The sequence below is a fragment of the Curtobacterium flaccumfaciens pv. betae genome, assembly GCF_026241855.1.
In the GTDB taxonomy this organism is placed as follows: Bacteria; Actinomycetota; Actinomycetes; order Actinomycetales; family Microbacteriaceae; genus Curtobacterium; species Curtobacterium flaccumfaciens.
In genome coordinates this window covers 3,101,661-3,123,460 of record NZ_JAPJDC010000001.1, presented here as the reverse complement: position 1 = coordinate 3,123,460, position 21,800 = coordinate 3,101,661, and the positions used below count along the sequence as shown (strand labels likewise).

Below are 21,800 nucleotides of genomic sequence, written 5' to 3'. Positions count from 1 at the left end.
GGGAGTGCTGTCGACTGGCCTCGGGGCAGGGCTGCTGCGCGCGCTGGTCCGCATCGACGGCTCGGCTGCCGTGTGATCGGTACGGTGGTCGCCATGGCCCGATTCACGCCCCCAGCCGCTGACGCGATGCGCGCCCGGCTCCTGCTCGCCGCGCGGGACGAGTTCGCCGCGGTCGGACTGGCCGCCGGCAGGGTCGAACGGATCGGTGCCGCAGCGTCGAGCAACAAGGCGCAGGTCTTCCACTACTTCGGCAGCAAGGAGGGGCTGTTCGACGCCCTCGTCGCCGACACCGTGACCGAGACGTTCGCCGAGGCCCCGCTCGACACCGCCGACCTCGCCGCATGGGCCGGCCGGGTGCACGACTCGTACGTCCGTCGCCCCTGGGCCCAGCGGCTCGCGACGTGGCACCGGCTCGAGCGCGCCGACGTCCCGCTCGAGTCCGTCGCGACGAGCTACGCCGACGCGGTGGCCGAGGTCGAGCACGCCCAGCGTGCCGGGGTCCTGCCGCGGGCGTTCCGTCCGGCGGTGCTGCTCGGGCTCGTGCTGCACACCGCGGCGTTCTGGAGCGCGACCGCTCCGGAGTACGAGCCGCTGGTGCAGGCCGTGACGCCGCCGCGGCGTCGCCAGGTCGTGGTGGACGCGGTCGCCGCCCTGCTCGGCGGGAAGTCCTGACCGAAGGGTCCACGAGCACCAGCGTGAGGGCGCTGGGGCCAAGCGTGCGGGACGGGGCCGCACCGGGCCTCCTGGCCGCCCCTCAGTCGGCTGCGTCGGCGGCGACCCGCAGCGTCCGCTCCGCATCGTCGAGGTAGTCGGCGAGCAGCGCCGAGGCGGCGTCCTGGTCGCCACCGCGCAACGCGGACACGATCGCGTCGTTGCGTTCGACGAAGTCGGCGTGGAACGAGGCCGGGTCCGCGGTGGTCAGGAAGGCGAGCCGCATCTCGGCGAGCAGGCCGTCCATCAGGGCGTGGATCCGCTCGCTCGGCACCGCGCGCACGAGCTCGGAGTGGAACCGGATGTCGGCGGTCCCGACCGCACCCCAGTCGCCCGCGGACGCTGCTGCCCGGGCGTCGGCGACCGCTGCGGCGGCCTCGGCGAGTGCCGGTGCGTCGGGGGTGCAGGCGCGGACGGCTGCCTCCTCGAGCACCCGCCGAGCCGCGTAGAGATCGGTGACGTCGGCGGCGGAGAGCCGGCGGACGAAGACCCCGCGGTTGAACACGTGCTCGACCAGACGGTCGCGGGCGAGCAGCCGGAAGGCCTCGCGCAGGGTGTTCCGTGAGACCCCGAGCTGGTCGCTCAACCGCTCCTCGGACAGCTGCGCCCCGGGGGAGAACCCACCCGACGCGATCATGGTGCGCAACCGCGTGGCCGTGGAGTCAGCGCCGCCGACGGTTCGGGTCATGGCACCGATCCTGGCACGGGTGGCGTTTGTGAAGGGCGTGTTACAGAGCGGAACCGGCTCTTGCGATTGTTGAACAATGCGGTCCAGACTGTCCCGCATGTTCGTCCTCATCGGCGTCGCCGTCGTCATCGTCGGCTTCGCGTTGCGCATCAACGCGCTCCTCGTCGTCACGGTCGCGGGCATCGTGACCGCGGCCATCGGCGGGATCGGTCCCGTCGGCATCCTCGACGCGTTCGGCAACGGGTTCGCCTCGAGCCGGTCCGTCACGACCTTCGCGCTCGTCCTGCCCGTCATCGGTCTGATCGAGCGCTACGGCCTGCAGGACCAGGCGAAGCGCCTGATCGCGAAGCTCGACAAGCTCACGACCGGGCGCCTGCTCGCCGGCTACCTGGTGATCCGGCAAGTCACCGCTGCGGTCGGCCTGACGAGCATCGGTGGGCCGGCGCAGACGGTGCGCCCGCTGGTCTACCCGATGGCCGAGGGCGCTGCCACCAAGAAGTACGGGCGGATCGACGACCGCATGCGCGAGAAGATCAAGGGCTACTCGGCGTCGTCCGACACCGTCGGTGTGTTCTTCGGCGAGGACGTCTTCGTCGCGGTCGGCTCGATCCTGCTCATCACGACGTTCGTCGACTCGACCTACGGGCTGTCGCTCGAGCCGATCGACCTGGCCCTGTGGGCGATCCCGACGGGCATCGCGGCGCTCATCGTGCACGGCGGACGCCTGCTGCTGTTCGACCGCCGACTCGACAAGATGGCGGCGGACGCCCGTGCCGACGCCCCGACCCTGGGGGCAGCAGCGTGATCACCAGCGAATGGCTCTACTGGCTCATCGGCGCGTTCTTCATCGCCGTCGCCGTCCTGATCGTCACCGACACCGCGCACGCGAAGCGCCTGGGCAACGCGGCGTTCTGGGGCATCCTCGGGCTGTCGTTCTTCTACGGCACCTTCGTCGCCGCCGGCACCGTGCCGGCCTGGACGCTCGGGATCGCCGTCCTCGTGATGGTCGCGCTCGCCGGACTCGGCTTCACGGGTACGACGAGCCGCACCCGGGTCGCGAGCATCCCCGGCGCGGGCACGGGTGCCGAGACCGGCCCCGCCGAACCCACCGGCGTGACGCAGAAGATCACGAACGCCGGCAGCGGCAGCACGAGTGTGCTCGCCACCACCAGTCCGGACGAGCGCGCCGCCTTCGCGACGAAGTACGGCAACCGGCTCTTCATCCCGGCCCTCGTGGTGCCGGTGGTCGCCGTGCTGGTCGCGACGCTCGGCCCCCTCGTCTCGTTCGGTGGCGAACCGCTCCTCGCCGAGGGCAGTGCGACCCTGACCGGTCTGGGCATCGGTTCGGTGCTCGCCGTGGTCGTGGCCGTGTTCGTCCTGCGCCCGCCGAAGATCGCCACCCCGATCCGCGAGGGCGGTCGCCTGCTGCAGGCGATCGGCTGGGCGGCGCTGCTGCCGCAGATGCTCTCGACGCTCGGCATCGTCTTCACCCAGGCCGGGGTCGGTGACGCCGTCGGCACGATCATCAAGTCGGTCCTGCCCGACGGCTCGCTGCTCGCCGCCGTGGTCATCTACTGCCTGGGCATGGCCCTGTTCACGATCATCATGGGCAACGCCTTCGCCGCCTTCCCGATCATGACGGCCGCGATCGGCTGGCCGGTGCTGGTGCAGGGCTTCGACGGCAACCCCGCGGCGATCTTCGCGATCGGCATGCTCGCCGGCTTCTGCGGCACGCTCGTCACCCCGATGGCCGCGAACTTCAACCTGGTGCCGGCCGCCCTGCTCGAGATGCGGGACAAGTACGGCCCGATCAAGGCGCAGATCCCCACCGCCGCCATCCTGCTCGTCGTCAACATGGGAGTCATGTACCTTGTCGCATTCTGATGCCGCCCCGATCGACCTGACCCGGGCCGCGTGGGCCGACCGCTTCGCGGCCGTCGCCGCGGACAACACGACCCGCGAGTACCCCTACGCCGCGCACCACGCGACGTCCGGACCGGACGACCGGGCACTGCCCGTCGAGCTCCACCCCGCCTTCGCCACGTCGTACGACTGGCACTCGTCGGTGCACATGCACTGGCTCGCTGCACGCCTGGTCGCGCACGGCCTGCCCACCGACCTGGAGGCCCGGCTCACCTCGATCCTGCGGGCGCACCTCACGACGGATCACCTGGCGACCGAGGCGGCCTACCTGCGTGGGACGCCGCACTACGAGCGCCCCTACGGCTGGGCCTGGCTCGCGCGGCTCGCCGCCGAGGTGTCGGCGTCCGAGGCGCCCGCCGTCCGGGCACTGGCGCCGGGCTTCGCGCCCGTCGTCGACGTCCTCGAAGACCTGGTCGTCCGGTGGATCGACGGCGCCGCGCACCCGGTCCGGCACGGCGTGCACTCGAACTCGGCGTTCGGGCTGCTGCTCGTGCTCGAGGCCGCCCGGTCGCTCGACCGTCCGGCCCTGGCGGCTGCGGTCGAGGGGGCTGCGGAGGACTGGTTCGGCGCGGACGCCGGGTGGCCGTTCGCCTGGGAGCGGAGCGGGCACGACTTCCTGTCCGCGGGCCTCGCCGAAGCCGACCTGATGCGGGCGGTGCTGCCCGCCCCGGAGTTCGCGACGTGGGCGCGCGGCTTCTTCGCCGCGGTGCAGCCGGGCGACGCGATCCTGCGGTCGACGGTGGTCCGTGACGAGAACGACCCGCAGCAGGTGCACCTGTTCGGGCTCGACCTGTCGCGGGCGGGCTCGGCCCGGCGCATCGCGGACGCACTCCGCGCCGACGGTGCGGACGACTCCGGCACCGGGATCGCCGACCTGCTCGACGACGCGGCCGATCGGCTGCTGGCCTCCGGGCTCGCGGCGAGCGTGGGCGAGGAGTACTACTCCACCCACTGGCTGGCGAGCTTCGCCTGGGACGCGATGGAGGCCCGGGAGCACGCCGCCCGCTGATCGTTCGTCGGGAGCGCTGGTCGTCTCCGGACACGTCGAGGATCCGGAGGTACCTTCGGGGCCATGAGCGATCCGAAGGACGACGAGACCCTCGACGACTTCCGCGAGGCGCAGGAGACCGACTACGAACCGGAGCCGACCGTGCTCGACCCCGACGACCTGCCGGTGGTCGACGACGCGGACGACGAACTGCTCCCGGACGACGACCGACCGGTGCCGCTCGACACCGACGACGACACGATCTGAGCGATCGCGCCGGCGTCGTGCCGCGGCGTCAGCACCGGCGTTGGCGTCAGCTTCGGTGTCGGTATCCGCTCAGTCGAGCGGCAGGGTCCGCGCGAAGGTGCGGGTGACCGGAGTGGCGGCGAGGAACGGTGCCATCGCCGGAGCGCCCTCCGGCGTCGCACGCCAGGCCACGTAGGTGTCGTGGTCCTCCGCGGTCGTCCACGACTCGACGACGACCATGCGCGCCGGGTCCTCGTCGTCGACCAGGACCTCGAGCGACTCCAGGCCGTGGAACGACGCGGTCTGTTCGAGCGTCTCGCGGATCGCACCCTGGAGTGCGTCGTCGGGGGCATCACTCTGGAACTGGACCTCGAGCAGGACGGTCATCGACATGGGGAACCTTTCGTCAGCGGTGTCCAAGCCAACCCCTGACCCCCTGCGCTTGTTCCGGGTCGGTCAGTCGACGATGCGGAACCGGAGCGGATCGCCCGGACGGAGTTGCGCAGCGAGGTCGATCGACGACGGTGTCAGGACCGCGACGACCGGGTAGCCGCCGGTCACCGGGTGGTCGGCGAGGAACAGCACGGGGAAGCCCTCGGGCGGCACCTGCAGTGAACCGGTCTCCACGCCCTCGCTCGGCAGCTCGCGTGCCACGGAGCGGGTGAGCGGCGTCTCGGCCGTGGTGCGGACCCCCACGCGGTCGCTGTCCGCACTGACGGAGAAGTCCTGACCGGTCAAGGTCGCACGCCACTCCGGGGTGAACCAGTCGTCGCGCGGTCCGGGCACAACGTCGAGCACGACCGGCTCGTCGGGCCACCGTGGCTCGGGCTGCGGCACCGCGTCGACGATCGGCCACGACACCCGGGCGTCACCGACGGGCAGGACGTCACCGGCGGACAGCGGCGGCGGACCGAGGCGCGCGAGGGAGTCCCACGAGCGACTGCCGAGCACCGGGTCGACCGCGAAGCCCCCGAGGACCGCGACGTAGGCGCGCAGGCCGACGGTCGCGGTGCCGATCCGGAGCGTGTCGCCCGGAGCCAGCAGCAGCACCTCGTGTGAGGCCGCCCCGCGGACCGACCCGTCCGCCCGCTCGACCTCGACGGGGCAGGCCGCGCCGGTGGTGGCCGCGACCACGTACGCGTCGGCGCGCAGCGTGACGGAGCCGAGCAGGGCCTCCAGGACGGCCGCGTCGGGACGGTTGCCGACCAGCCGGTTGGCGAGCGCCGCGGAGCCGCGGTCGGCTGCTCCGGCCGCGCCGAGGCCCATGTCGCTGAAGCCCGGGCGCCCGAGGTCCTGCGTGGTCGCGCCGTAGCCGACCTGCACGACGGTCAGCGCGGTCATGCCGCACCCGCCACGACGAAGCGGACGAGCGTGCCGGCGGGGGCGAGCGCCGGGGGCGTGCGGTCGAGCGACCACATCGGGACGTCGGTGCGGCCGATGAGCTGCCAGCCGCCGGGCGAGGTCCTCGGGTAGACGGCGCTGAACTCGCCGGCCACCGCGACGGCCCCGCTCGGGACGGCCGTGCGGGCGGTGCTGCGGCGGGGTAGGTCGAGCGGCCGATCACTGCCGGTGAGGTAGCTGAAGCCGGGTGCGAAGCCGCAGAACGCGCTCGTCCAGAGCTGCCCGGTGTGCCACGCCACGAGCTCGTCCCGCCCCATGCCGGTCAGCTCGGTGACGGTGTCGAGGTCCTCGCCGTCGTAGGTGACGGGGATGACGAGCGGGTCGGCCTCGTGCGCTTCGAGCGTGGCGCTGACCGGGCTGACCTGCGTGAGCTCGGTGCGGAGCCGCCCGGCGTCCGTCGTGGTCGGGTCGAACCGGAGCAGCAGTGTCCGGGCGCCGGAGACGACCTCGGTCAGCCCCGGCAGGGCGGCCTGCGCGAGCCCGGCGCGGAAGGCGACGACGTCGGCGAGGGAGTCGAACGTGGCGAGGAGTGCGGTGCCGCCCGCGGAGCGGACCTCCGGACCAGTCACGGTGCGAAGGGCGCGATCGTCACGCCGTGCTCGGTCAGCAGCGCTCGGATGGCACGGGCCATCGCGACCGCGTCCGGGGAGTCGCCGTGGACGCAGACCGAGTCGGCACGCACGGCGATCTCGGACCCGTCGACGGCGGTCGCGACGCCGTCGGTGACCATGCGGAGCACCCGGGCTGCGACCTCGTCCGGGTCGTGCAGCACCGACCCCGGCTGCTTCCTTGACACCAGCGAGCCGTCGGGTTCGTAAGCACGGTCGGCGAAGGACTCGCTCACCGCGCGGAGCCCGTGCCGCTCGGCCGCCAGCAGCAGCTCCGACCCGGGCAGCGCGAGCACCGCGAGGGACGGGTCGACGTCGGCCACGGCACGGACGACGGCCTCGGCCTGCACCGGGTCCGCGCAGGCGGTGTTGTACAGGGCGCCGTGGGGCTTGACGTAGGTGACGGCCGTGCCGGCGACGTGCGCCGTGGCGGCCATCGCGCCGAGCTGGTGGACGACGTCGGCGTACAGCTCGTCGGGGGTGACGTGCACGGGTCGGCGGCCGAACCCGATCAGGTCGCGGTAGGCCACGTGTGCCCCGACCGCCACACCACGCTCGGCGGCGGCGCGGGCGGTGGTGAGCATGATCGTCGGGTCGCCGGCGTGGAACCCGCACGCGACGTTGGCGCTCGAGACGACGTCGAGCATCGCGGCGTCGTCGCCCATGGCCCAGGCGCCGAAGCCCTCGCCCAGGTCGCTGTTCAGGTCGATCGTGGTCACGGGTGCTCCCTGTCCTCGCGGGTTGTTGAACAATCTACCGATCGTCCCGGTCCCTGTCATCCGTTGCCTCCGGGTGGACGGCGGTTTCCGAGGTGCGCCACGTACTGTCCGAGTCCTCAGTACCACCGGCGGCAGTGCTGCCGGATCGATCTCTGCACTGGAGCAGCTCATGACCGACAGTGACAACACGCACGACGCCCCGAAGAACGACTCCGAGGGCACCGAGAAGCCGGGCGGCCTCGGCGACGACAACACCATCCCGAACAACCCCGACGGCCTGGCCGCGGGCCACACGGGTGACGACTCGCACTTCAACCCGGAAGAGGACGGCGAGCACTAGCGGCTCCTTTCCGGCCTGCGGGTCGATGCAGAACGACACCGTCGTTGTCCTCCGACAACGGCGGTGTCGTTCTGCGTCGCCACGCATCCGTCCGCGCCCGACGAAACATGCGTCACAAAACCTTCCGGCACGAGGTTTCCGGTGCTACAGTCCCGATCACCTAGCAGCACTAGGGATTCAGCGGGCGCCGAAGCCCCCTGTGACTCAAGGAGGAGTCATGTCGACACCGACGTCGAAGGAAGAACCCACGCGGGGCATCGCCGGGACCGCGTCCCCAGCGGTCACCGCAGCCGCCGGAGCCACCGCCACGGACGCCGCGGCGTCCCGAGCGTTCTCGGTCGAGGGCATCACGCAGTCCGTCAGCACCGTCCGGGTGGGCCGCGGCTACCTCTGGGGCCTCAGCTTCGCCCAGTTCGGCCTGTTCGTCGCCCTGCTCACGCCCGTCTTCGTGAGCATGTCGATCAAGGCGACGGAGCTGAACCCGACGAGCCCCGAGACCGTCGTCGGCTCGGTCCTGCCGTTCGGCGCGCTCGGCGCCCTGTTCGCCAACCCCCTGTTCGGCGCGCTCTCCGACCGCACCCGCACGAGGTGGGGCCGTCGCCGCCCCTGGATGGTCGGCGGTGTCGTCGTCTTCGTCGGTTCCCTCGCCTGGCTCGCGTTCTCGCCCGACGTGCTCCAGCTCACCCTGGCCTGGGTGCTGGCGCAGGTCTCCGCCAACGCGGTCCTGTCCACGCTCACGGCGAGCTTCGCTGACAACGTGCCGGAGTTCCAGCGCGGCAAGGCGTCGAGCGTCATCGCCCTGGCCCAGAACATCGCGATCCTGGCCGGGCTCTACCTGGCCGTGTACCTGGTCGGCAACCTGCCGGTCCTGTTCATCGCACCGGGCGTCCTGGCGATCATCGCGGTCCTCGTCTACTCGTTCGTCGCCCGTGACGACCTGCCGACGACGCCGGTCAAGCCCTTCAGCTGGATCAACCTGATCAGCTCGTTCTGGACGAACCCGATCAAGCACCGCGACTTCGGGCTCGCCTGGTGGGGCCGCTTCCTCATCACCTTCGGCACGTTCATGTTCACGACGTACCGACTCCTCTACATGCAGGACCGCATCGGACTCCCGCAGGCCGAAGCGGTCGGCGCCGTGGCGTTCGGTGTGCTCCTGTACACGATCGCCCTGCTCGTCAGTGCGGCCGTCTCCGGCTGGGTGTCCGACCGGATCCAGCGTCGCAAGGTCTTCGTCTGGGGTTCGACGGCCATGACCGCCGTCGGCCTGGTGATCCTGGCCCACGTCGACAGCGTCGGCGGGTTCTACTTCGCCGAGATCGTCCTCGGTTTCGCCTTCGGCATCTACGCCGCCATCGACACCGCCCTGATCGTCGACGTGCTGCCCGACCCGGAGCGCCCCGGCAAGGACCTCGGTGTCATCAACATCGCGAACGCCCTGCCGCAGTCGCTCGCCCCCGCCGTCGGTCTGTTCCTGCTCGGCATCGGAGGCGGCCAGAACTACACGCTCATGCTCTGGGGTGCCGGCGTCGCCGTCATCCTCGGTGCCCTCGTGATCCTGCCCATCAAGTCGGTCCGGTGACCGACGCGACCGCCTGGAGGCGCGACCTGCGTCCGCAACGCACGCCGCGCCTCCAGGCGGTCACCTCCACCGCAGGTGACCGATTCAGCGGGCGCCGTGCTGGCGCAGTGCGACGACGACCTCGTCGAGGAAGTCGTCGACCTGCCCCTGGTCGTACCCCTCGCGGAACTTCGTCGGCTGGAACCGGACCGCTGCGACCTGCTCCGGTGTGAGCGGGTCGACGGGGCGTCGCTGCTCGTACCCGGCCAGGGTGGTCTGGATCCGGTCGAGGAACGCGTCGACCTCGCTCTGGTCGTACCCCTCGCGGAACTTCGTCGGCCGGAACCGCTTGTCCGCAACGTCTCGTGCGAGCATGTCCTCCCCCTTCTGCTGGCGCCTCTCGTGGCCCTGCCATGGTGTCACGGGCGGGTTGCCGGGGGTCAGAGCTGCAGTGTGCGCCTGCCGAACAGCGCGTCGAGGAACCGCGAGAACCGCGACTCCGGCTCGTGGGGCGTCTCGATCGAGCGGGTCGGGGAGCGGAACGCCAGGTCGTGCAACATGTTCCGCTTCGATCCGTCCCAGTTGGCGAACAGGTAGGTCCCGCCGATGAAGGACATGCTCCGGACCGGCGTGCGCTTCCACGAGTCGGCAGCCACGTAGTACCCGGCGTGGCCGGCGCGGATGTGCTGGATCACGGTGTCCACGTCGATGACACCGGTCGGTGTCACGACGGCGGTGATGCCCGTGCGGTCGCGGGCGACGTACTCGATGAGGTGTTCGGTCACGATGGAACTCTTCGTCACGGTGGTGAGGCGCCACGGCAGGGAGCGTGGCGAAGGGGATTCGGAACCGCCGTTGCTTCCGTTTCCAGAGTACGTCCGCGATGGGCGTGCCGTTCCCGGATGTCCGCCGTTCGCAGATGGATGAGCGTTCAGTGGATGGGGGTCCGGTCGGCCCAGTCCACGATGCGTTCGATCGTGTCGTCGAAGTCCCGCGTGCCGGGTCGGTTGAGGAACGCGTGACGGCTGTCCGGCAGGACGTGTCGTTCGACCTCGATGCCCGCGGCCTCGAGCTCGTCCGCGAAGCGCTCGCCCGAGGCGCGCATCACGTCCTGCTCGGCGTCGATCAACAGGGTGCGGGGGAACCCGCCGAGGTCGTCGGACGCCGGGTAGACCGCAGTGGGGCGGCCGCCCGCGTACGCCCGGTTGCTCAGGTCGAGCAGCAGCGGCGCGTGCGTGAGACGCCGGTGCCCTCGGACGAGTCGCCGCACCGCCCGGTCACGGGGGAGCCGGGCGTGGAAGAACCCGTAGGTCAGCACGAGGCCGGCCAGCGGCGGGGCGGTCGCGACCGCGGACGCCGCCAGGCACGCACCGGCGCTCGCCCCGCCGAGCAGCAGGCCGGACGGCGCCTCGTCGTGCAGGTGGTGGAGGACGGCGACGATCTCGTCCCGCGCGTGGGGTGCCCGCCGTCGCCCACGGGGTCCACGCCGGGCGAGCCAGGGCAGTCCGGGCAGCGGTCCGAGGCGGTAGTCGACGGTCACGACCGGCAGGCCGCGCTCGGCGAGTGCGCGTGCGACGGCGTCGGACTCCGGCAGGTCGAGGTCGCCGCGGAAGAAGCCGCCGCCGTGCACCCAGACCAGGGTCGGGGTTCCCGTGCCGCCGCTCCGGTCCAGCGGTCGGTAGCGCCTGATGGGGACGGGCCCGTGTGGTCCGTCGATCCGTTCATCGGCGACGTCGATCGTGTCCTGGTGCTTCCCCCGCATGGGAGCAGTGTCGCAGCACGCCGCACTACCGTCACCTTCACCTGGAACGACGAGACCGGCCGGGTCGAGATGACGGGCGACACCCCACCCGCTCAGTGACGGTCAGCTGGCGCGGAAGCCACACCGAGTTCCCGCTGCAGCGTGCGGAGGACCCGCACGAGGGTGTCGAGCTTGTCCGGTCCGGCCTCGAACCCACGCCCGAGGGCAGACCGCGGCTGCACGACCACGTCGTCACCGTCGGTCGTGGTGATCCAGACGCCGAAGTCGGCACGCTGGCCGCGGGACTCCCTCGTCGCGACGGAGAACCGCCGGATGCGCGCCCACGGCAGGTCGAACACCGGCGCGTCCCGTGACGGTGCCCACGCGTGCAGGCCGAACTCGTCGACGGTCCAGACCTCGGGGCGGGGCTTCGGGAAGTCGTCGGAGGTGCGCAGGCCGGATGTCAGCACGGGCAGGTGGAACCGGGGTGCCCGCCTCGCTCCGATGCGCGCGAGCGTCCGGCGGTCACCTCGCCCGGCGGACAGCGTCGACACGGCCAGCAGCAGCCCGAACCCCGTGACCACGATCGGCCACAGCACGAACGACCCCTGCGTCCGGGCACTGTCGATGCCGCGCAGGAAGTCCGGGAACGCGAACTCGGCGATGAGCGCGGCGAGCCCCACCGCCGTGGTGACGACCGCCGCGAGCAGCAGCGGCCCGCGCTTCGGCATCTCCCCGTCGCGCAGCCGCTGCACCCACCGTTCCCCGGAGTACTCCACCGTGCCATCCTGCCCGTCGCGGTCACCGATCGTCCACGGGCGCGACATGCTGTTCACATGCAGTCCGTCCGTGCCGTCGTACCCGGTGTCGCCCTCGCCGTGGCGATCGGCATCGTCGCCACCCTCGTCGGCCGGGTCGTCCCGGTGGTCGGCGGTCCCGTCCCCGCCGTCCTGATCGGTGCCGTCGTGGGGTGGATCGTCCGGCGTCGCACCGGTGGCACACTCGCCGCGCTGGCTCCCGGCGTGAAGTTCTCGTCCAGCCGGGTCCTGCAGTTCGCGGTGGTCCTGCTCGGCGCGCAGCTGTCCATCGGCGAGGTCCTGCGCATCGGCGGTGAGACCCTGCCGGTGATGCTCGCGACGCTCGTCGTCTGCCTGGTGGCCGCGTGGGGGATCGGCCGACTGCTCCGGGTCTCGGGCGCACTCCGCACCCTGATCGGCGTCGGGACCGGCATCTGCGGCGCCTCGGCGATCGCCGCCGTGACACCCGTCATCGGCGCGGTCAGTGCGGACGTCGCCTACGCCATGTCGACGATCTTCCTCTGCAACATCGCGGCCGTCTTCGCCTTCCCGCTGCTCGGGCACGCCCTGGGCCTCAGCCAGCACGCCTTCGGCGTCTTCGCGGGCACCGCCGTGAACGACACGTCGTCCGTCGTCGCCACGGCGACCGTCTACGGCCGCCAGGCGACCGACACCGCGGTCGTCGTGAAGCTGGTGCGCACCCTGATGATCATCCCGATCGTCATCGGGCTGGCCGGACTGGAGGCCCGCCGCGCCTCCCGCGAGCAGCACGCCCCCGCCTCGGGGCCGGGTCGCGGGTTCCGTGTGTTCCGGTTGGTTCCGTGGTTCCTGATCGGGTTCCTCGTGGTGGTGCTGCTCCGGACCGTCGGGGTCCTGCCCGCGTCCGTGGCGCCGGGGTTCGCGACGGCCGCCTCGTTCCTCATCACGGTGGCGCTCGCCGCGATCGGCTGCTCGACGGACTTCGCCGCGCTCCGCCGTGCCGGGTTCCGGCCGATGCTGCTCGGCATCGCGCTGTGGGTCCTGGTGGCGGGGACGAGCCTGGGCATGCAGGCGGCCTTCGGTCTGCTGTAGGGGTTGCCGGCACCGGACCTATCGTTTATCGTTGCATCGAAATTCGATGGTATCGATGATCGACAGGGGAAGCAGCCATGACCACGCCCGTCTACGAACCGCCCCGCGGGCGGAACTCCTACCTGGCCTACGTCGTCTCGTGTGCGATCGGCATCGCGATCGTCGTGTGGCGGTACGTCGACCTGCTCGTCCACTCGATCACCTCGGGCACGGTGGCGGTGCCGATCCGGATCCGTGAGACCAGTGCCGTCCCGCAGCCTCCGGGCGGTGCGATCGTGACGTCCGACCAGCTCGTGCTCCGGGCGCCGATCGCCGACGTGCCGGGTGGTGCGATCGGGTACATCCGCGTCGGCGACGCCCTGGAGGTCCTGCTCGTCAGCGCCCTCATCGCCCTGGTCGCGGCGGTGGCCTGGAAGATCTCGCGCGGCGGACTCTTCGACCGTTCGACCACCCGGATCCTCGACTGGCTCGCCGGCGCGGTGCTGGCTGCCGGGTTCCTGCCGTCGTTCGTCCGCCGCATGGGGTGGAACTGGGTGGTGTCGGGCCTCGGCTGGGACGGGTACCTGCCCACCCCGGTGGTGGACCACCAGTTCCTGCCCGTGTACCTCGGCCTGCTCGTCGTCGTCTGCTTCCGGTTCGCGCTCACCGCCTCGCAGCGGATGGTGCGGGACCAGGCCGGGCTGGTCTGATGCCCCCGGAACAGGAGGACGGCCACGCGGTCGTCTGTCACCTCGACGACCTGCTCGCCGAGCGGGGGATGACCCTGACCGAGCTCGCCGACCGCGTCGGTGTGACGGTCGTCAACCTCTCGGTGCTCAAGAACAACCGGGCTCGCGCGATCCGGTTCTCCACCCTCACCCGACTGTGCGAGGTGCTCGGCTGCCAGCCGGGCGACGTCTTCTCGGTGCGCGCGGACTGACGACGGACGGCCCGCCCGATGTGAGCTGATCTGCTCACCCTGGGCGGGCCTCCTGGCCGTACCTGACGGGCCGGCGGCGTCAGCCGCGCAACGCCTCCGACAGCTTCACGCGACTGCCGGTGCGGAGCAGGGCGTTCTCGTAGACGCGGGCGCCGATGACCACGACCGCGACGACCGAAGCGGCGACGATGACGAGCGACAGGATCGGCTCCCACCACTCGGCGGTCCCCAGGAAGATCCGCATGGGCATGCCGATCGGGGCGCTGAACGGCACGTACGACATGATGCCGAGGATCGTCGGGTTGTCGTACGCGACGATGATCAGGAAGTACGGGATCATCACGAGCATCATCACCGGGGTGGTGACGCTGCCGACGTCCTCCTGGCGGGACACCAACACGGCCGCCGCGGCGAACAGCGACGCCAGGAGCACGAACCCGATCGCGAAGAAGCCGATGAACCACAGGATGCTCGGGCCGAGCATCGCGAACATGTTGTCCTGGCCGGTCACCGCCAACGTGACGATGGCGGCGACGGCCACCGCGACGATCTGGGCGAAGGCCATGATGCTGTTGCCGAGGACCTTGCCCGCGAGCAGTGCTCGGGCCGGGATCGCGGACATCAGGATCTCGACCACCCGGGTCGACTTCTCCTCGACGACGCTCTGCGCGATCGACTGGCCGAACGTCACCGCCGACGCGAAGTACACGACGCCGAACGCGATGGCGATGAGGTAGACGAGGCCACCCGGCAGTGCGTCCGGGTCGAGCAACTCGATGCGCGGGGTGACGCTCAACGCCGAGACGACCTCGGACGGGGCCTCGTCGAGTCCGACGACCTTGTAGCCGAGCGGGTCGTCCGACGGCACGATCGCCGCGTCGACGTCGCCCTTGGTCACGAGCCGTTCGGCGTCGTCGACCGATGCCGACTCCGTGACGTCGAGCCCACTGGTGGTCGGCAGCGAGACGCCGTCGACGACCGCGACCGGGGTGGTGTCGTCGGCGGTGGCCTTGCTCACGATCCCGCCGACGACGATCGACGCGACGACCATGCCGATCAGGATGAGCGCCGAGACCACGAAGGCCTTGCTGCGGATGCGTGCCTGGATCTCACGTGCGGAGACGAGCCGCACGGCCTGCACGAAGGAGTTGTTCATCGGACGACCTCCCGGAAGACCTCACTGAGCCGCGGCACCCGCGGCGAGAACGACCCGACGGTGCCGTGCTGGACGGCACGCTGCAGGACGCGCTGGGCGGTGGCGGCGTCGGCCTCGAAGACCGCGTACCCGCCGTCGAACTCCCGTACGGCCACACCCGGCTCGTCGCGGAGCCAGGCGACGTCCCCGTCGACCAGCAGCTCCCAGGCGGCCGGACCGGCCTGCTTGCGGAGCTCCTCCTGGGGACCGGCGGCGCGGATCGTGCCACCGGCGATGACGACGACGTCGTCGCACAGCCGCTCGACCACGTCGAGCTGGTGGCTCGAGAACAGCACCGGGACGCCCCGGGCCGCGGTCTCGCGCAGGACGCCGAGCACGGTGTCGACAGCCATCGGGTCGAGGCCCGAGAACGGCTCGTCGAGCACGAGCACCTCAGGGTCGTGTGCCAGCGCCGCGGCGATCTGCACGCGCTGCTGGTTGCCGAGCGAGAGCTTCTCGACGGGATCGCCGGCGTGTGCGGTGAGTTCGAGGCGTTCGAGCAGCTCGCCGGTGCGGTTCGTCGCCCCGCGCTTGTCGACGCCGTGCAACCGGGCCAGGTAGGTGATCTGCTCGGCCACCGGCATCTTCGGGTACAGGCCGCGTTCCTCGGGCATGTAGCCGAAGCGGCGGCGGTCGGCGGGGCGGACAGCGGTGCCGTCGATCGAGACCGAGCCGGCGTCGGCCTGGAGCACGCCGAGCATGATGCGCATGGTGGTGGTCTTGCCGGCACCGTTGCCGCCGACGAAGCCGGTGAGGCGGCCGCTGCCGACCGTGAACCCCACGTCGTCGAGCACCCGGCGGTCGCCGAAGTGCTTGGTCACCCCTTCGATGGTGAGCATGTCGTTCCCCTTCGTCGCGACGCTGGTCGTCGCTGCGACCGACGCTATTGGCCGGGAGGCACGCCCCGCCTCCGCCGCCAGGCGGGACTTGGGTGGGTGGTCGGCTCCACCGCGTGGGGGAGGAACGCGCGTCGGCCCGGCTCGGTCAGCCGGCGACGCCGTGCTCGAACGCCCAGACGACGGCCTGGATCCGGTCGCGCAGTGCGAGCTTCTGCAGCACGTTCGACACGTGGGTCTTCACGGTGGCGTCGCCGACGTAGAGCTCGGCGGCGATCTCCGCGTTGCTCAGGCCTCGGGCGAGGAGTCGCAGCACCTCGGTCTCCCGCTCGGTGAGCCCGGCGGCGGCGAGCGCGTCCTCGCCCGTCGTCGAAGGGGTCGCGGTCGTGGTGGTCGCCGAGGGCTGGGCCGCAGCGGACGCCGTCGCCCGGCTGATCACCCGGCGTGTGACGTCCGGCGCGAGCAGGGCGTCCCCGGCTGCGACGGTCCGGACCGCGTCGATCAGCCGCTCGGGGGAGGCGTTCTTCAGCAGGAACCCGCTCGCTCCCGCCTCGAGCGCCTGGAACAGTGCGTCGTCGCTGTCGAACGTCGTGAGGATGAGCACCGCCGGCGGGTCCGGCAGTGCCGCAATCCGTCGCGCGGCCTCGAGCCCGTCGACACCGGGCATCTGCACGTCGAGGCAGACCACGTCGGGACGGAGCTCCTGCACGGCCTCGATCGCCCCGGCGCCGTCCGCGGCTTCGCCCACGACCCGGAACCCGGGCTCGGACTCCAGGATCACGCGGAACCCGGCGCGGACGAGTTCCTGGTCGTCGGCCAGCACGATGGTCAGGTCGTCGGCAGCCATGCGCGCACCAGGTAGCCTCCTCGGGCTCGTGGCCCGATCTCGATCCGTCCGTCCACGGCGGCGACGCGTTCCCGCATCCCGACGTGTCCGAGTCCGCTGCCGGAGGTGCTCCGGGCGGCACGGGCACCGAGCCCGTCGTCCGTGACCTCCACCTCGACGCCGTCGTCCAGGTACCGCACCCGGACGTCGGCGCGGGCGGTCGGGCCGGCGTGCTTGAGGATGTTCGTCACCGCTTCCTGCACGATCCGGTACGCCACCGCGGCCACCGTCGGCGGCACCGGGCGCTCGTCACCCACGACGACGTACTCGGCGGGGTGGCCCGCCACCCGGGCGGACTGGGCCAGCTCGGCGATCCGGGTGATGCCCTCGGTGCTCGGGCCGTCGCCACCGGCCGCCCCCAGGCCGTCCGCGTCGTCGTCGGAGCGCAGGGTGCCGAGCATCCGCCGGAGTTCCTCCACCGCGGTGCGGGCGCTCTCCTCGACCACCCCGAGCGAGGCGGTGGCCTGCGCGGGGTCGCGGTCGATCACGCGCCGTGCAGCACCCGCCTGCACGCCCATCAGCGAGACGTGGTGGGCGACGACGTCGTGCAGCTCGCGGGCGATCCGCACCCGCTCGATCGTGACGGCCTGTGCCGCGGACCGCTCCCGCTCGGCGGCGAGTTCGGCGGTGCGTTCGGCGAGCTCGTGTCGTGCGACCGCGGAGGCCCAGGCGCGGTTGCCGGCGTACCAGGCGGCGCCGAAGTAGATCACGTTGATGACGATGTTGAGCAGCGAGATCGCGACGTAGGGCGCCACAGGGGAGTCAGTGTCGTTCGGCAGAGCGTTCGGTGACGCCCACCCGAACGAGATCGCGACGAACAACCACGCGAACATGCCGCCGATGACGACCCAGCGCACCGCTTCGGCTCGCACCCGGTCGGAACACCACGCACCCACCGTGTACAGCGCGATGAAGAGCGTGAAGTTGACGAGGAAGACCTCGGGCACCTGGAGCAGCTGCGTCGCGGCGAACGCCACCGCCGACACCAGGGCCACCGACATCGGGAACCGTCGGCGGAACGCGATCGGGGCCGCGTTCGCGACGATCATCAGCGCGGACACCCACCACTCGGCCTGGTCGTCACCGTACGTACCGGCCGACCCGTACAGGAACGTCGTGACGGCGAGCCCGCCGGCCAGCACCACGGCGAGCACCGTGTCCTGCCGGTACTCGTGCCGCCCCACCGGCAGTCGCGACCACTCCGCCGTCGTCCCCACCCCCGAAACGCTAGCGGAATCCCGGTGCGATGTCGTCATCATCGGCCGACGCTCGCGGTCATCGCCACGACGCTCGACTGCCGGCGTTCGCTCGTTTCACCGGGCGGCGGTCACCGGGCGGGCTCGGCGATCGCCCGGATGACGGCGAAGTGCCGCTCGAACGCATGTCGTCCTGCGTCGGTGAGGGCGAGCCAGCTCCTCGTGCTCCTCCCCACGCGAAGTCTGCGGATGCGGAGGAAACCCGCCTCTCGCAGAGTCGCCGCCGCTTGGGACAGCGTTGAGTCGCTGACCTCGAGTGCGTCCCGGACGACGCCGAACTCCGCTTCGTCCACCGTCCGGAGCAGAGCGAGCAGGGAGAACCTCACCGGCGAGTGGATCCGGTCGTCGAGTTCGTGCCGAGGGTGGGTGCCGCTCGTCATCGACGCCGCGGCCGAGCCTGCACCGCCGCCACGACGAGCGGAGCTGCAACGACGAGCGCGGTCGCTCCCCACGCCACCAGCGACGCTGACCCGTCGAGTCCTCGGAGCAGCGCGGCATCGAGCGGAGCGACGGCGAGGACGTAGAGGACACCTGTTGCGATCCAGGCGACGGTCATCAGTCGGTTGCCTCCGCGGGGGATGACCCGCCGAGTGCTCGCGACGAGCCAGAGCACGATGACGACGACCGCGGCGATCGCGAGGACGGGGAGTCGTGGGCCGTCCAGCCCTTCGGCCACGAACACGAAGCACGCGACCACGGCAGCACTGCAGAGGAACACCGGTGTCTGCCAGCCGTGCCCTCGCCTGAGCCGAGTCCCGACTGCAGCTTCTCGAGTGGGAGTGTTCATGTTCACAGATGGTAAACGTCACAGGACCGCTTCTGCGGATGTCCCAGGGGAACAGCAGCTTCACGCCGAACGCGTCCGTCGGTGCACGGCAGGAGTAGCCTCCCGCCAACGAGCAGGGGAGACGCCATGCAGTTCCTCGTCAACGTCATCGACGACGGTCAGGCCGCCGCCGTCGGCAACACGTACTCCGCGACCGACGCCGAAGCCGCCGCGGTCGATGCCTTCAACGAACGGATGGCCGACGCGATCGTGTTCGCCGCCGGGGTCTCCGCACCGGCAAACGCCACCGTGGTCGACGCCCGCGGGGGCGCGGTCGACACGACGAACCGGCCCGACCCCGACGAGTACGTCGCCGGGTTCTGGGTCATGGACCTCCCGGACGCCGAGACGGCTGCCCGGGTGGCGCACCAGGCGTCGCAGGCGTGCAACCGGAAGATCGAGCTCCGCCCGCTGCTCTGACAGCGCGGACCCCACCCGGCCGACGGGCCACCGCGGGGACGGCGCTCGCCGCGGTCACGCCAGCCCCGACCACGAACGTCGCGACGAACCCGATCGCACCGACGAGCGCTCCGGCAGCCGCAGCGCCGACGGCCTGCCCGAGCACGAGTGCGACGAACAGCATCGACGTGCCGGCCGACGACCGCTCGGCATCGATCTCGGTCGTCCACGCGATCAGCGCCCCGGTCGCCGCCGTGTAGCCCCAGCCGAACACGGCACACGCCAGCAGTGCCGCGACCGTCGACTGCGGAGCTGCCCCCAGCACCACGACGGCGACGGCGACCGACCCCGCCGTGACCGCCCAGAGCGTCCGGGCGCGCAGTCCGTTCGTCCAACGCGCGGTGACCACGACGGCCGCTCCGCCGATCCCGAGCGCGATCCATGCCGACACCGAGACGACGACCGACGCGCCGGCCTCCACCAGCGCCGAACGTCCGTAGGTCCAGACGACGGCGGACCCCGCCCCGAACAGCAGCGCCAGCACGAGCACCCCTCGGTGCGCCGCGAACCAGGGAGCGCCGGGCAGCGGTGACCGGGACGCGGCAGTCCCGCCGCGGGACACCACGAGCAGCAGCGCTCCGATGGCCAGGGCGAACACCCCGGACACCGCCCAGGCCGTCCGCCAGTCGGGCAGCAGCACGAGTGCGAGCGCGCCGGCGCCCACGAGCCCGGGGCCGGTGCCGGCGTTCACGATCGCCTGCGCGCGGCCCTGCAGCGCCTGGGGCACCTGCGCCGCGACGATCCGCACGAGGGCGGGCGACGCGAGTCCGGCGCCCGCCGACGCGACCACGGCGCTGATGCCGAACGCCGGCGCCCCGCCGGCCGTCGCCATGGCGATCGCACCGGCTCCCGCCACCAGGGTCGCGACCGAGACGAGCACGCGGGGCATCCGTGCGGCGAGCAGGAACCCGGCCACCGCACCGACGCAGTACAGCGCCGAGGCACCCGATGAGACCCACCCGGCGGCGTCTGCCCGGAGCCCCAGGTCCCGCTGCACGTCGGGCAGGAACAGCCCGTACGCCAGGCGCACCAGGCCGTAGGTGGCGGCGATCAGGCCGAGTCCGCTCACCAGGAGCAGTCGATGTCGTAACGAAAACGATCGTTTCACTTTTCAGAGCCTAGGGTGCTCTCATGGTGATGCGCCCAGGGACCGAGCAACGGCTGCTCGACGCCGCCGAGGAGCTCTTCTTCTCACAGGGCATCGCCGCCACCCCGATCGACGCCGTCCTCGAACGGGCCGGGGTCTCGACGGCCACCCTGTACCGCGGCTACGCGAGCAAGGAGTCCCTGGTCGCCGCGGCCCTCACCCGTCGCCACGAGGACTGGATCGCCACCTGGGACCGTGCGGTCTCCGCCGAACGGGACGACCTGGGCCGACTCCTGGCGGTGTTCGACGCCCTCGACGACTACCGCTCGACGCCCACGGGCTCCCGTTGGTGCGCCTTCCTCGGCACCGCCGCCGAGTACGCCGACGCCCCCGCCGAGGTCCGGCAGGTCCTGGACCTCGAGACCACCACCCTGCGCCGGCGGCTCATGGCACGGGCGGTGCCGGTGGTCGGTCCCCGTGCCGAGGTCCTCGCCGACCAGCTGCTCCTCATCGTCTCCGGTTACCTTGCGATGCGGTTGCGCGACCCCGCGCTCGACACGACGACGGCACGGTCCGTCGCCGCGTCCCTCATCCGGGAACACACCCCAGACGGAACGGCGCCCACCACATGACCCGATCGCGGGCTGCCACGATCACCCGCCGCTCCCTGCTGATCGGTGGCACGGGCGTCGTCGCCGCGGGAGCCGTGGCCGAGGGGATCAACCTCGGCCTGCTGCCCGGACGCTCGACCCTGTACCGGGTCCTCGGTCTGGACGGCACCGACGGCACGGTCCCCGACGTCGAGGCGGTCCCCACCGCCTCCGGCACCTTCGTCTCGACCGCTCGGAACGGCCGCACCGTCGGGTGGACGATCGCGGCTCCGGCATCCGACACCCCCTTGCCCGTGGCGGTCGCCCTGCACGGCTACGGCGACGACCACACCTCGTTCTTCGGGCGGAGCCTGGGCTACGACCGGTTCCTCGCAGCGCACGTCGCCGACGGCGGAGCCCCGTTCGCGATCGCCTCGATCGACGGCGGCAACCGCTACTGGCACCCACGAGCCGACGGGGACGACCCCGCCGCGATGGTCGTCGACGAGTTCCTGCCCCTGATCGCCCGCCGCGGCTTCGACACGGACCGCCTCGCCCTGACCGGCTACTCGATGGGTGGCTTCGGCGCCCTCCGGCTCGGCGGAGTCCTCGGCGCCTCGCGCGTCCGGGCCGTCTCGGCCATCAGCCCCGCGCTCTGGAAGTCGGCCGCCGACACCGCTCGCGGCGCCTTCGACGATGCCGCGGACTTCCGCGCGAACACCGTCCTCGGGCGGCAGCGCGCCCTGGACGGTGTCGCCGTCCGCGTCGACTGCGGCAACGGTGACGGGTTCGCGCCAGCGGTGCACACCTACGTCGACGGCTTCGACTCGCCTCCGGCCGGAGGCTTCGCACCCGGCGCCCACACGCACGGCTACTGGCGCCGCCTGGCGCCGCAGCAGCTCGCCTTCCTCGGCCGCCACCTCGGTCACTGACCGGGCCCGCGCCCTGGCCG

The 21,800-nt window shown here is 71.8% G+C and carries 28 protein-coding genes and 2 pseudogenes; 13 read left to right on the top strand and 17 right to left on the bottom strand.

Going from position 1 to position 21,800, the window contains the following annotated elements; translation table 11 throughout:
* Positions 1-93: 93 nt before the first annotated feature.
* Entirely contained in the window at positions 94-672 is a 579-nt protein-coding gene (locus ORG17_RS14670; protein WP_027465968.1) for a TetR family transcriptional regulator, read from the top strand.
* 82 nt (positions 673-754) lie between these two features.
* Here the strand turns inward: ORG17_RS14670 and ORG17_RS14665 are convergent, their stop codons facing one another.
* Positions 755-1,399 (bottom strand): GntR family transcriptional regulator, encoded by a 645-nt coding sequence (locus tag ORG17_RS14665; RefSeq protein ID WP_214527298.1) that lies wholly within the window; start codon positions 1,397-1,399, stop codon positions 755-757.
* Between the two features lie 97 nt (positions 1,400-1,496).
* On the opposite strand from ORG17_RS14665, the gene ORG17_RS14660 reads away from it, so the two are divergent.
* The 4 genes from ORG17_RS14660 to ORG17_RS14645 all read left to right on the top strand — a co-directional run bounded on the left by ORG17_RS14660 (position 1,497) and on the right by ORG17_RS14645 (position 4,577).
* Positions 1,497-2,204 (top strand): DUF969 domain-containing protein, encoded by a 708-nt coding sequence (locus ORG17_RS14660; RefSeq protein WP_027465970.1) that lies wholly within the window; start codon positions 1,497-1,499, stop codon positions 2,202-2,204.
* Positions 2,201-3,283, top strand: a complete 1,083-nt coding sequence (locus ORG17_RS14655; RefSeq protein ID WP_027465971.1) for a DUF979 domain-containing protein — start codon at positions 2,201-2,203, stop codon at positions 3,281-3,283. The genes ORG17_RS14660 and ORG17_RS14655 overlap by 4 nt, the downstream gene beginning before the upstream one ends.
* Complete coding sequence (locus tag ORG17_RS14650; RefSeq protein WP_250892412.1) at positions 3,270-4,331, top strand: DUF2891 family protein; 1,062 nt, start codon at positions 3,270-3,272, stop codon at positions 4,329-4,331. Before ORG17_RS14655 ends, ORG17_RS14650 begins: the two co-directional genes overlap by 14 nt.
* 63 nt (positions 4,332-4,394) lie before the next feature.
* A complete protein-coding gene (locus ORG17_RS14645) occupies positions 4,395-4,577 on the top strand; it encodes a hypothetical protein (protein WP_027465973.1) in 183 nt (60 codons plus the stop codon).
* A gap of 69 nt (positions 4,578-4,646) precedes the next feature.
* Here ORG17_RS14645 and ORG17_RS14640 read toward each other — a convergent pair whose 3' ends face one another.
* The 4 genes from ORG17_RS14640 to ORG17_RS14625 form a co-directional block, all read right to left on the bottom strand.
* Complete coding sequence (locus ORG17_RS14640; protein ID WP_214527297.1) at positions 4,647-4,949, bottom strand: putative quinol monooxygenase; 303 nt, start codon at positions 4,947-4,949, stop codon at positions 4,647-4,649.
* Between the two features lie 63 nt (positions 4,950-5,012).
* Complete coding sequence (locus ORG17_RS14635) at positions 5,013-5,897, bottom strand: 5-oxoprolinase subunit C family protein (protein WP_214527295.1); 885 nt, start codon at positions 5,895-5,897, stop codon at positions 5,013-5,015.
* The gene (locus tag ORG17_RS14630; protein WP_214527293.1) at positions 5,894-6,526 is read right to left on the bottom strand and encodes a 5-oxoprolinase subunit B family protein; all 633 of its coding nucleotides are present in this window, start codon (positions 6,524-6,526) and stop codon (positions 5,894-5,896) included. The genes ORG17_RS14635 and ORG17_RS14630 overlap by 4 nt, the downstream gene beginning before the upstream one ends.
* Entirely contained in the window at positions 6,523-7,284 is a 762-nt protein-coding gene (locus ORG17_RS14625; protein WP_027465977.1) for a LamB/YcsF family protein, read from the bottom strand. Before ORG17_RS14625 ends, ORG17_RS14630 begins: the two co-directional genes overlap by 4 nt.
* Before the next feature lie 169 nt (positions 7,285-7,453).
* Between ORG17_RS14625 and ORG17_RS14620 the strand changes: the two genes are divergently transcribed.
* Positions 7,454-7,624 carry a hypothetical protein gene (locus ORG17_RS14620; RefSeq protein WP_164941189.1) on the top strand — a complete coding sequence of 57 codons (171 nt, stop codon included), beginning with the start codon at positions 7,454-7,456 and terminating at the stop codon, positions 7,622-7,624.
* A gap of 217 nt (positions 7,625-7,841) precedes the next feature.
* Positions 7,842-9,206: an MFS transporter gene (locus ORG17_RS14615; RefSeq protein ID WP_071245075.1), complete on the top strand. Its 1,365-nt coding sequence runs from the start codon at positions 7,842-7,844 to the stop codon at positions 9,204-9,206.
* 99 nt (positions 9,207-9,305) lie between these two features.
* Here ORG17_RS14615 and ORG17_RS14610 read toward each other — a convergent pair.
* The 5 genes and pseudogenes from ORG17_RS14610 to ORG17_RS14590 form a co-directional block, all read right to left on the bottom strand.
* Positions 9,306-9,455: pseudogene (locus ORG17_RS14610) on the bottom strand (DivIVA domain-containing protein); the annotation flags it as partial.
* A pseudogene (locus ORG17_RS14605) lies at positions 9,438-9,560 on the bottom strand (DivIVA domain-containing protein); the annotation flags it as partial. The pseudogenes ORG17_RS14610 and ORG17_RS14605, both read right to left, overlap by 18 nt.
* 65 nt (positions 9,561-9,625) lie before the next feature.
* Positions 9,626-9,970 (bottom strand): hypothetical protein, encoded by a 345-nt coding sequence (locus ORG17_RS14600; protein ID WP_214527292.1) that lies wholly within the window; start codon positions 9,968-9,970, stop codon positions 9,626-9,628.
* Between the two features lie 146 nt (positions 9,971-10,116).
* A complete protein-coding gene (locus tag ORG17_RS14595; protein ID WP_214527291.1) occupies positions 10,117-10,947 on the bottom strand; it encodes an alpha/beta hydrolase in 831 nt (276 codons plus the stop codon).
* Positions 10,948-11,039: 92 nt separating this feature from the next.
* Positions 11,040-11,753 carry a hypothetical protein gene (locus ORG17_RS14590; RefSeq protein WP_214527290.1) on the bottom strand — a complete coding sequence of 238 codons (714 nt, stop codon included), beginning with the start codon at positions 11,751-11,753 and terminating at the stop codon, positions 11,040-11,042.
* 9 nt (positions 11,754-11,762) lie between these two features.
* Between ORG17_RS14590 and ORG17_RS14585 the strand changes: the two genes are divergently transcribed.
* The 3 genes from ORG17_RS14585 to ORG17_RS14575 all read left to right on the top strand — a co-directional run bounded on the left by ORG17_RS14585 (position 11,763) and on the right by ORG17_RS14575 (position 13,713).
* A complete protein-coding gene (locus ORG17_RS14585; RefSeq protein ID WP_214527289.1) occupies positions 11,763-12,794 on the top strand; it encodes a YeiH family protein in 1,032 nt (343 codons plus the stop codon).
* Between the two features lie 77 nt (positions 12,795-12,871).
* A complete protein-coding gene (locus tag ORG17_RS14580; protein ID WP_071245068.1) occupies positions 12,872-13,483 on the top strand; it encodes a hypothetical protein in 612 nt (203 codons plus the stop codon).
* Positions 13,483-13,713, top strand: coding sequence for a helix-turn-helix domain-containing protein (locus ORG17_RS14575; protein ID WP_214524099.1), 231 nt, complete (start codon positions 13,483-13,485; stop codon positions 13,711-13,713). Before ORG17_RS14580 ends, ORG17_RS14575 begins: the two co-directional genes overlap by 1 nt.
* Before the next feature lie 79 nt (positions 13,714-13,792).
* Here the strand turns inward: ORG17_RS14575 and ORG17_RS14570 are convergent, their stop codons facing one another.
* The 6 genes from ORG17_RS14570 to ORG17_RS14545 form a co-directional block, all read right to left on the bottom strand.
* Positions 13,793-14,869, bottom strand: coding sequence for an ABC transporter permease (locus ORG17_RS14570; protein ID WP_111224220.1), 1,077 nt, complete (start codon positions 14,867-14,869; stop codon positions 13,793-13,795).
* Positions 14,866-15,747 carry an ABC transporter ATP-binding protein gene (locus ORG17_RS14565; protein ID WP_214527288.1) on the bottom strand — a complete coding sequence of 294 codons (882 nt, stop codon included), beginning with the start codon at positions 15,745-15,747 and terminating at the stop codon, positions 14,866-14,868. Before ORG17_RS14565 ends, ORG17_RS14570 begins: the two co-directional genes overlap by 4 nt.
* 145 nt (positions 15,748-15,892) lie before the next feature.
* Positions 15,893-16,591, bottom strand: coding sequence for a response regulator (locus ORG17_RS14560; protein ID WP_214527287.1), 699 nt, complete (start codon positions 16,589-16,591; stop codon positions 15,893-15,895).
* A complete protein-coding gene (locus ORG17_RS14555; RefSeq protein ID WP_214527286.1) occupies positions 16,573-17,847 on the bottom strand; it encodes a sensor histidine kinase in 1,275 nt (424 codons plus the stop codon). The genes ORG17_RS14560 and ORG17_RS14555 overlap by 19 nt, the downstream gene beginning before the upstream one ends.
* A 110-nt stretch (positions 17,848-17,957) precedes the next feature.
* Positions 17,958-18,266, bottom strand: coding sequence for a transcriptional regulator (locus ORG17_RS14550; protein WP_214527284.1), 309 nt, complete (start codon positions 18,264-18,266; stop codon positions 17,958-17,960).
* A complete protein-coding gene (locus ORG17_RS14545; RefSeq protein WP_214527283.1) occupies positions 18,263-18,673 on the bottom strand; it encodes a hypothetical protein in 411 nt (136 codons plus the stop codon). Before ORG17_RS14545 ends, ORG17_RS14550 begins: the two co-directional genes overlap by 4 nt.
* Before the next feature lie 126 nt (positions 18,674-18,799).
* Between ORG17_RS14545 and ORG17_RS14540 the strand changes: the two genes are divergently transcribed.
* Positions 18,800-19,132, top strand: coding sequence for a YciI family protein (locus tag ORG17_RS14540; protein ID WP_214527281.1), 333 nt, complete (start codon positions 18,800-18,802; stop codon positions 19,130-19,132).
* Here the strand turns inward: ORG17_RS14540 and ORG17_RS14535 are convergent.
* Complete coding sequence (locus ORG17_RS14535; protein WP_214527279.1) at positions 19,038-20,240, bottom strand: MFS transporter; 1,203 nt, start codon at positions 20,238-20,240, stop codon at positions 19,038-19,040. The two genes, ORG17_RS14540 and ORG17_RS14535, sit on opposite strands and share 95 nt — an antisense overlap.
* A 62-nt stretch (positions 20,241-20,302) precedes the next feature.
* Here ORG17_RS14535 and ORG17_RS14530 point away from each other — a divergent pair, with 62 nt between their 5' ends.
* Together ORG17_RS14530 and ORG17_RS14525 are read left to right on the top strand one after the other, a co-directional pair.
* Positions 20,303-20,890, top strand: a complete 588-nt coding sequence (locus ORG17_RS14530) for a TetR/AcrR family transcriptional regulator (protein WP_214527277.1) — start codon at positions 20,303-20,305, stop codon at positions 20,888-20,890.
* Positions 20,887-21,780, top strand: a complete 894-nt coding sequence (locus tag ORG17_RS14525; protein ID WP_214527275.1) for an alpha/beta hydrolase — start codon at positions 20,887-20,889, stop codon at positions 21,778-21,780. The genes ORG17_RS14530 and ORG17_RS14525 overlap by 4 nt, the downstream gene beginning before the upstream one ends.
* Positions 21,781-21,800: the final 20 nt, after the last annotated feature.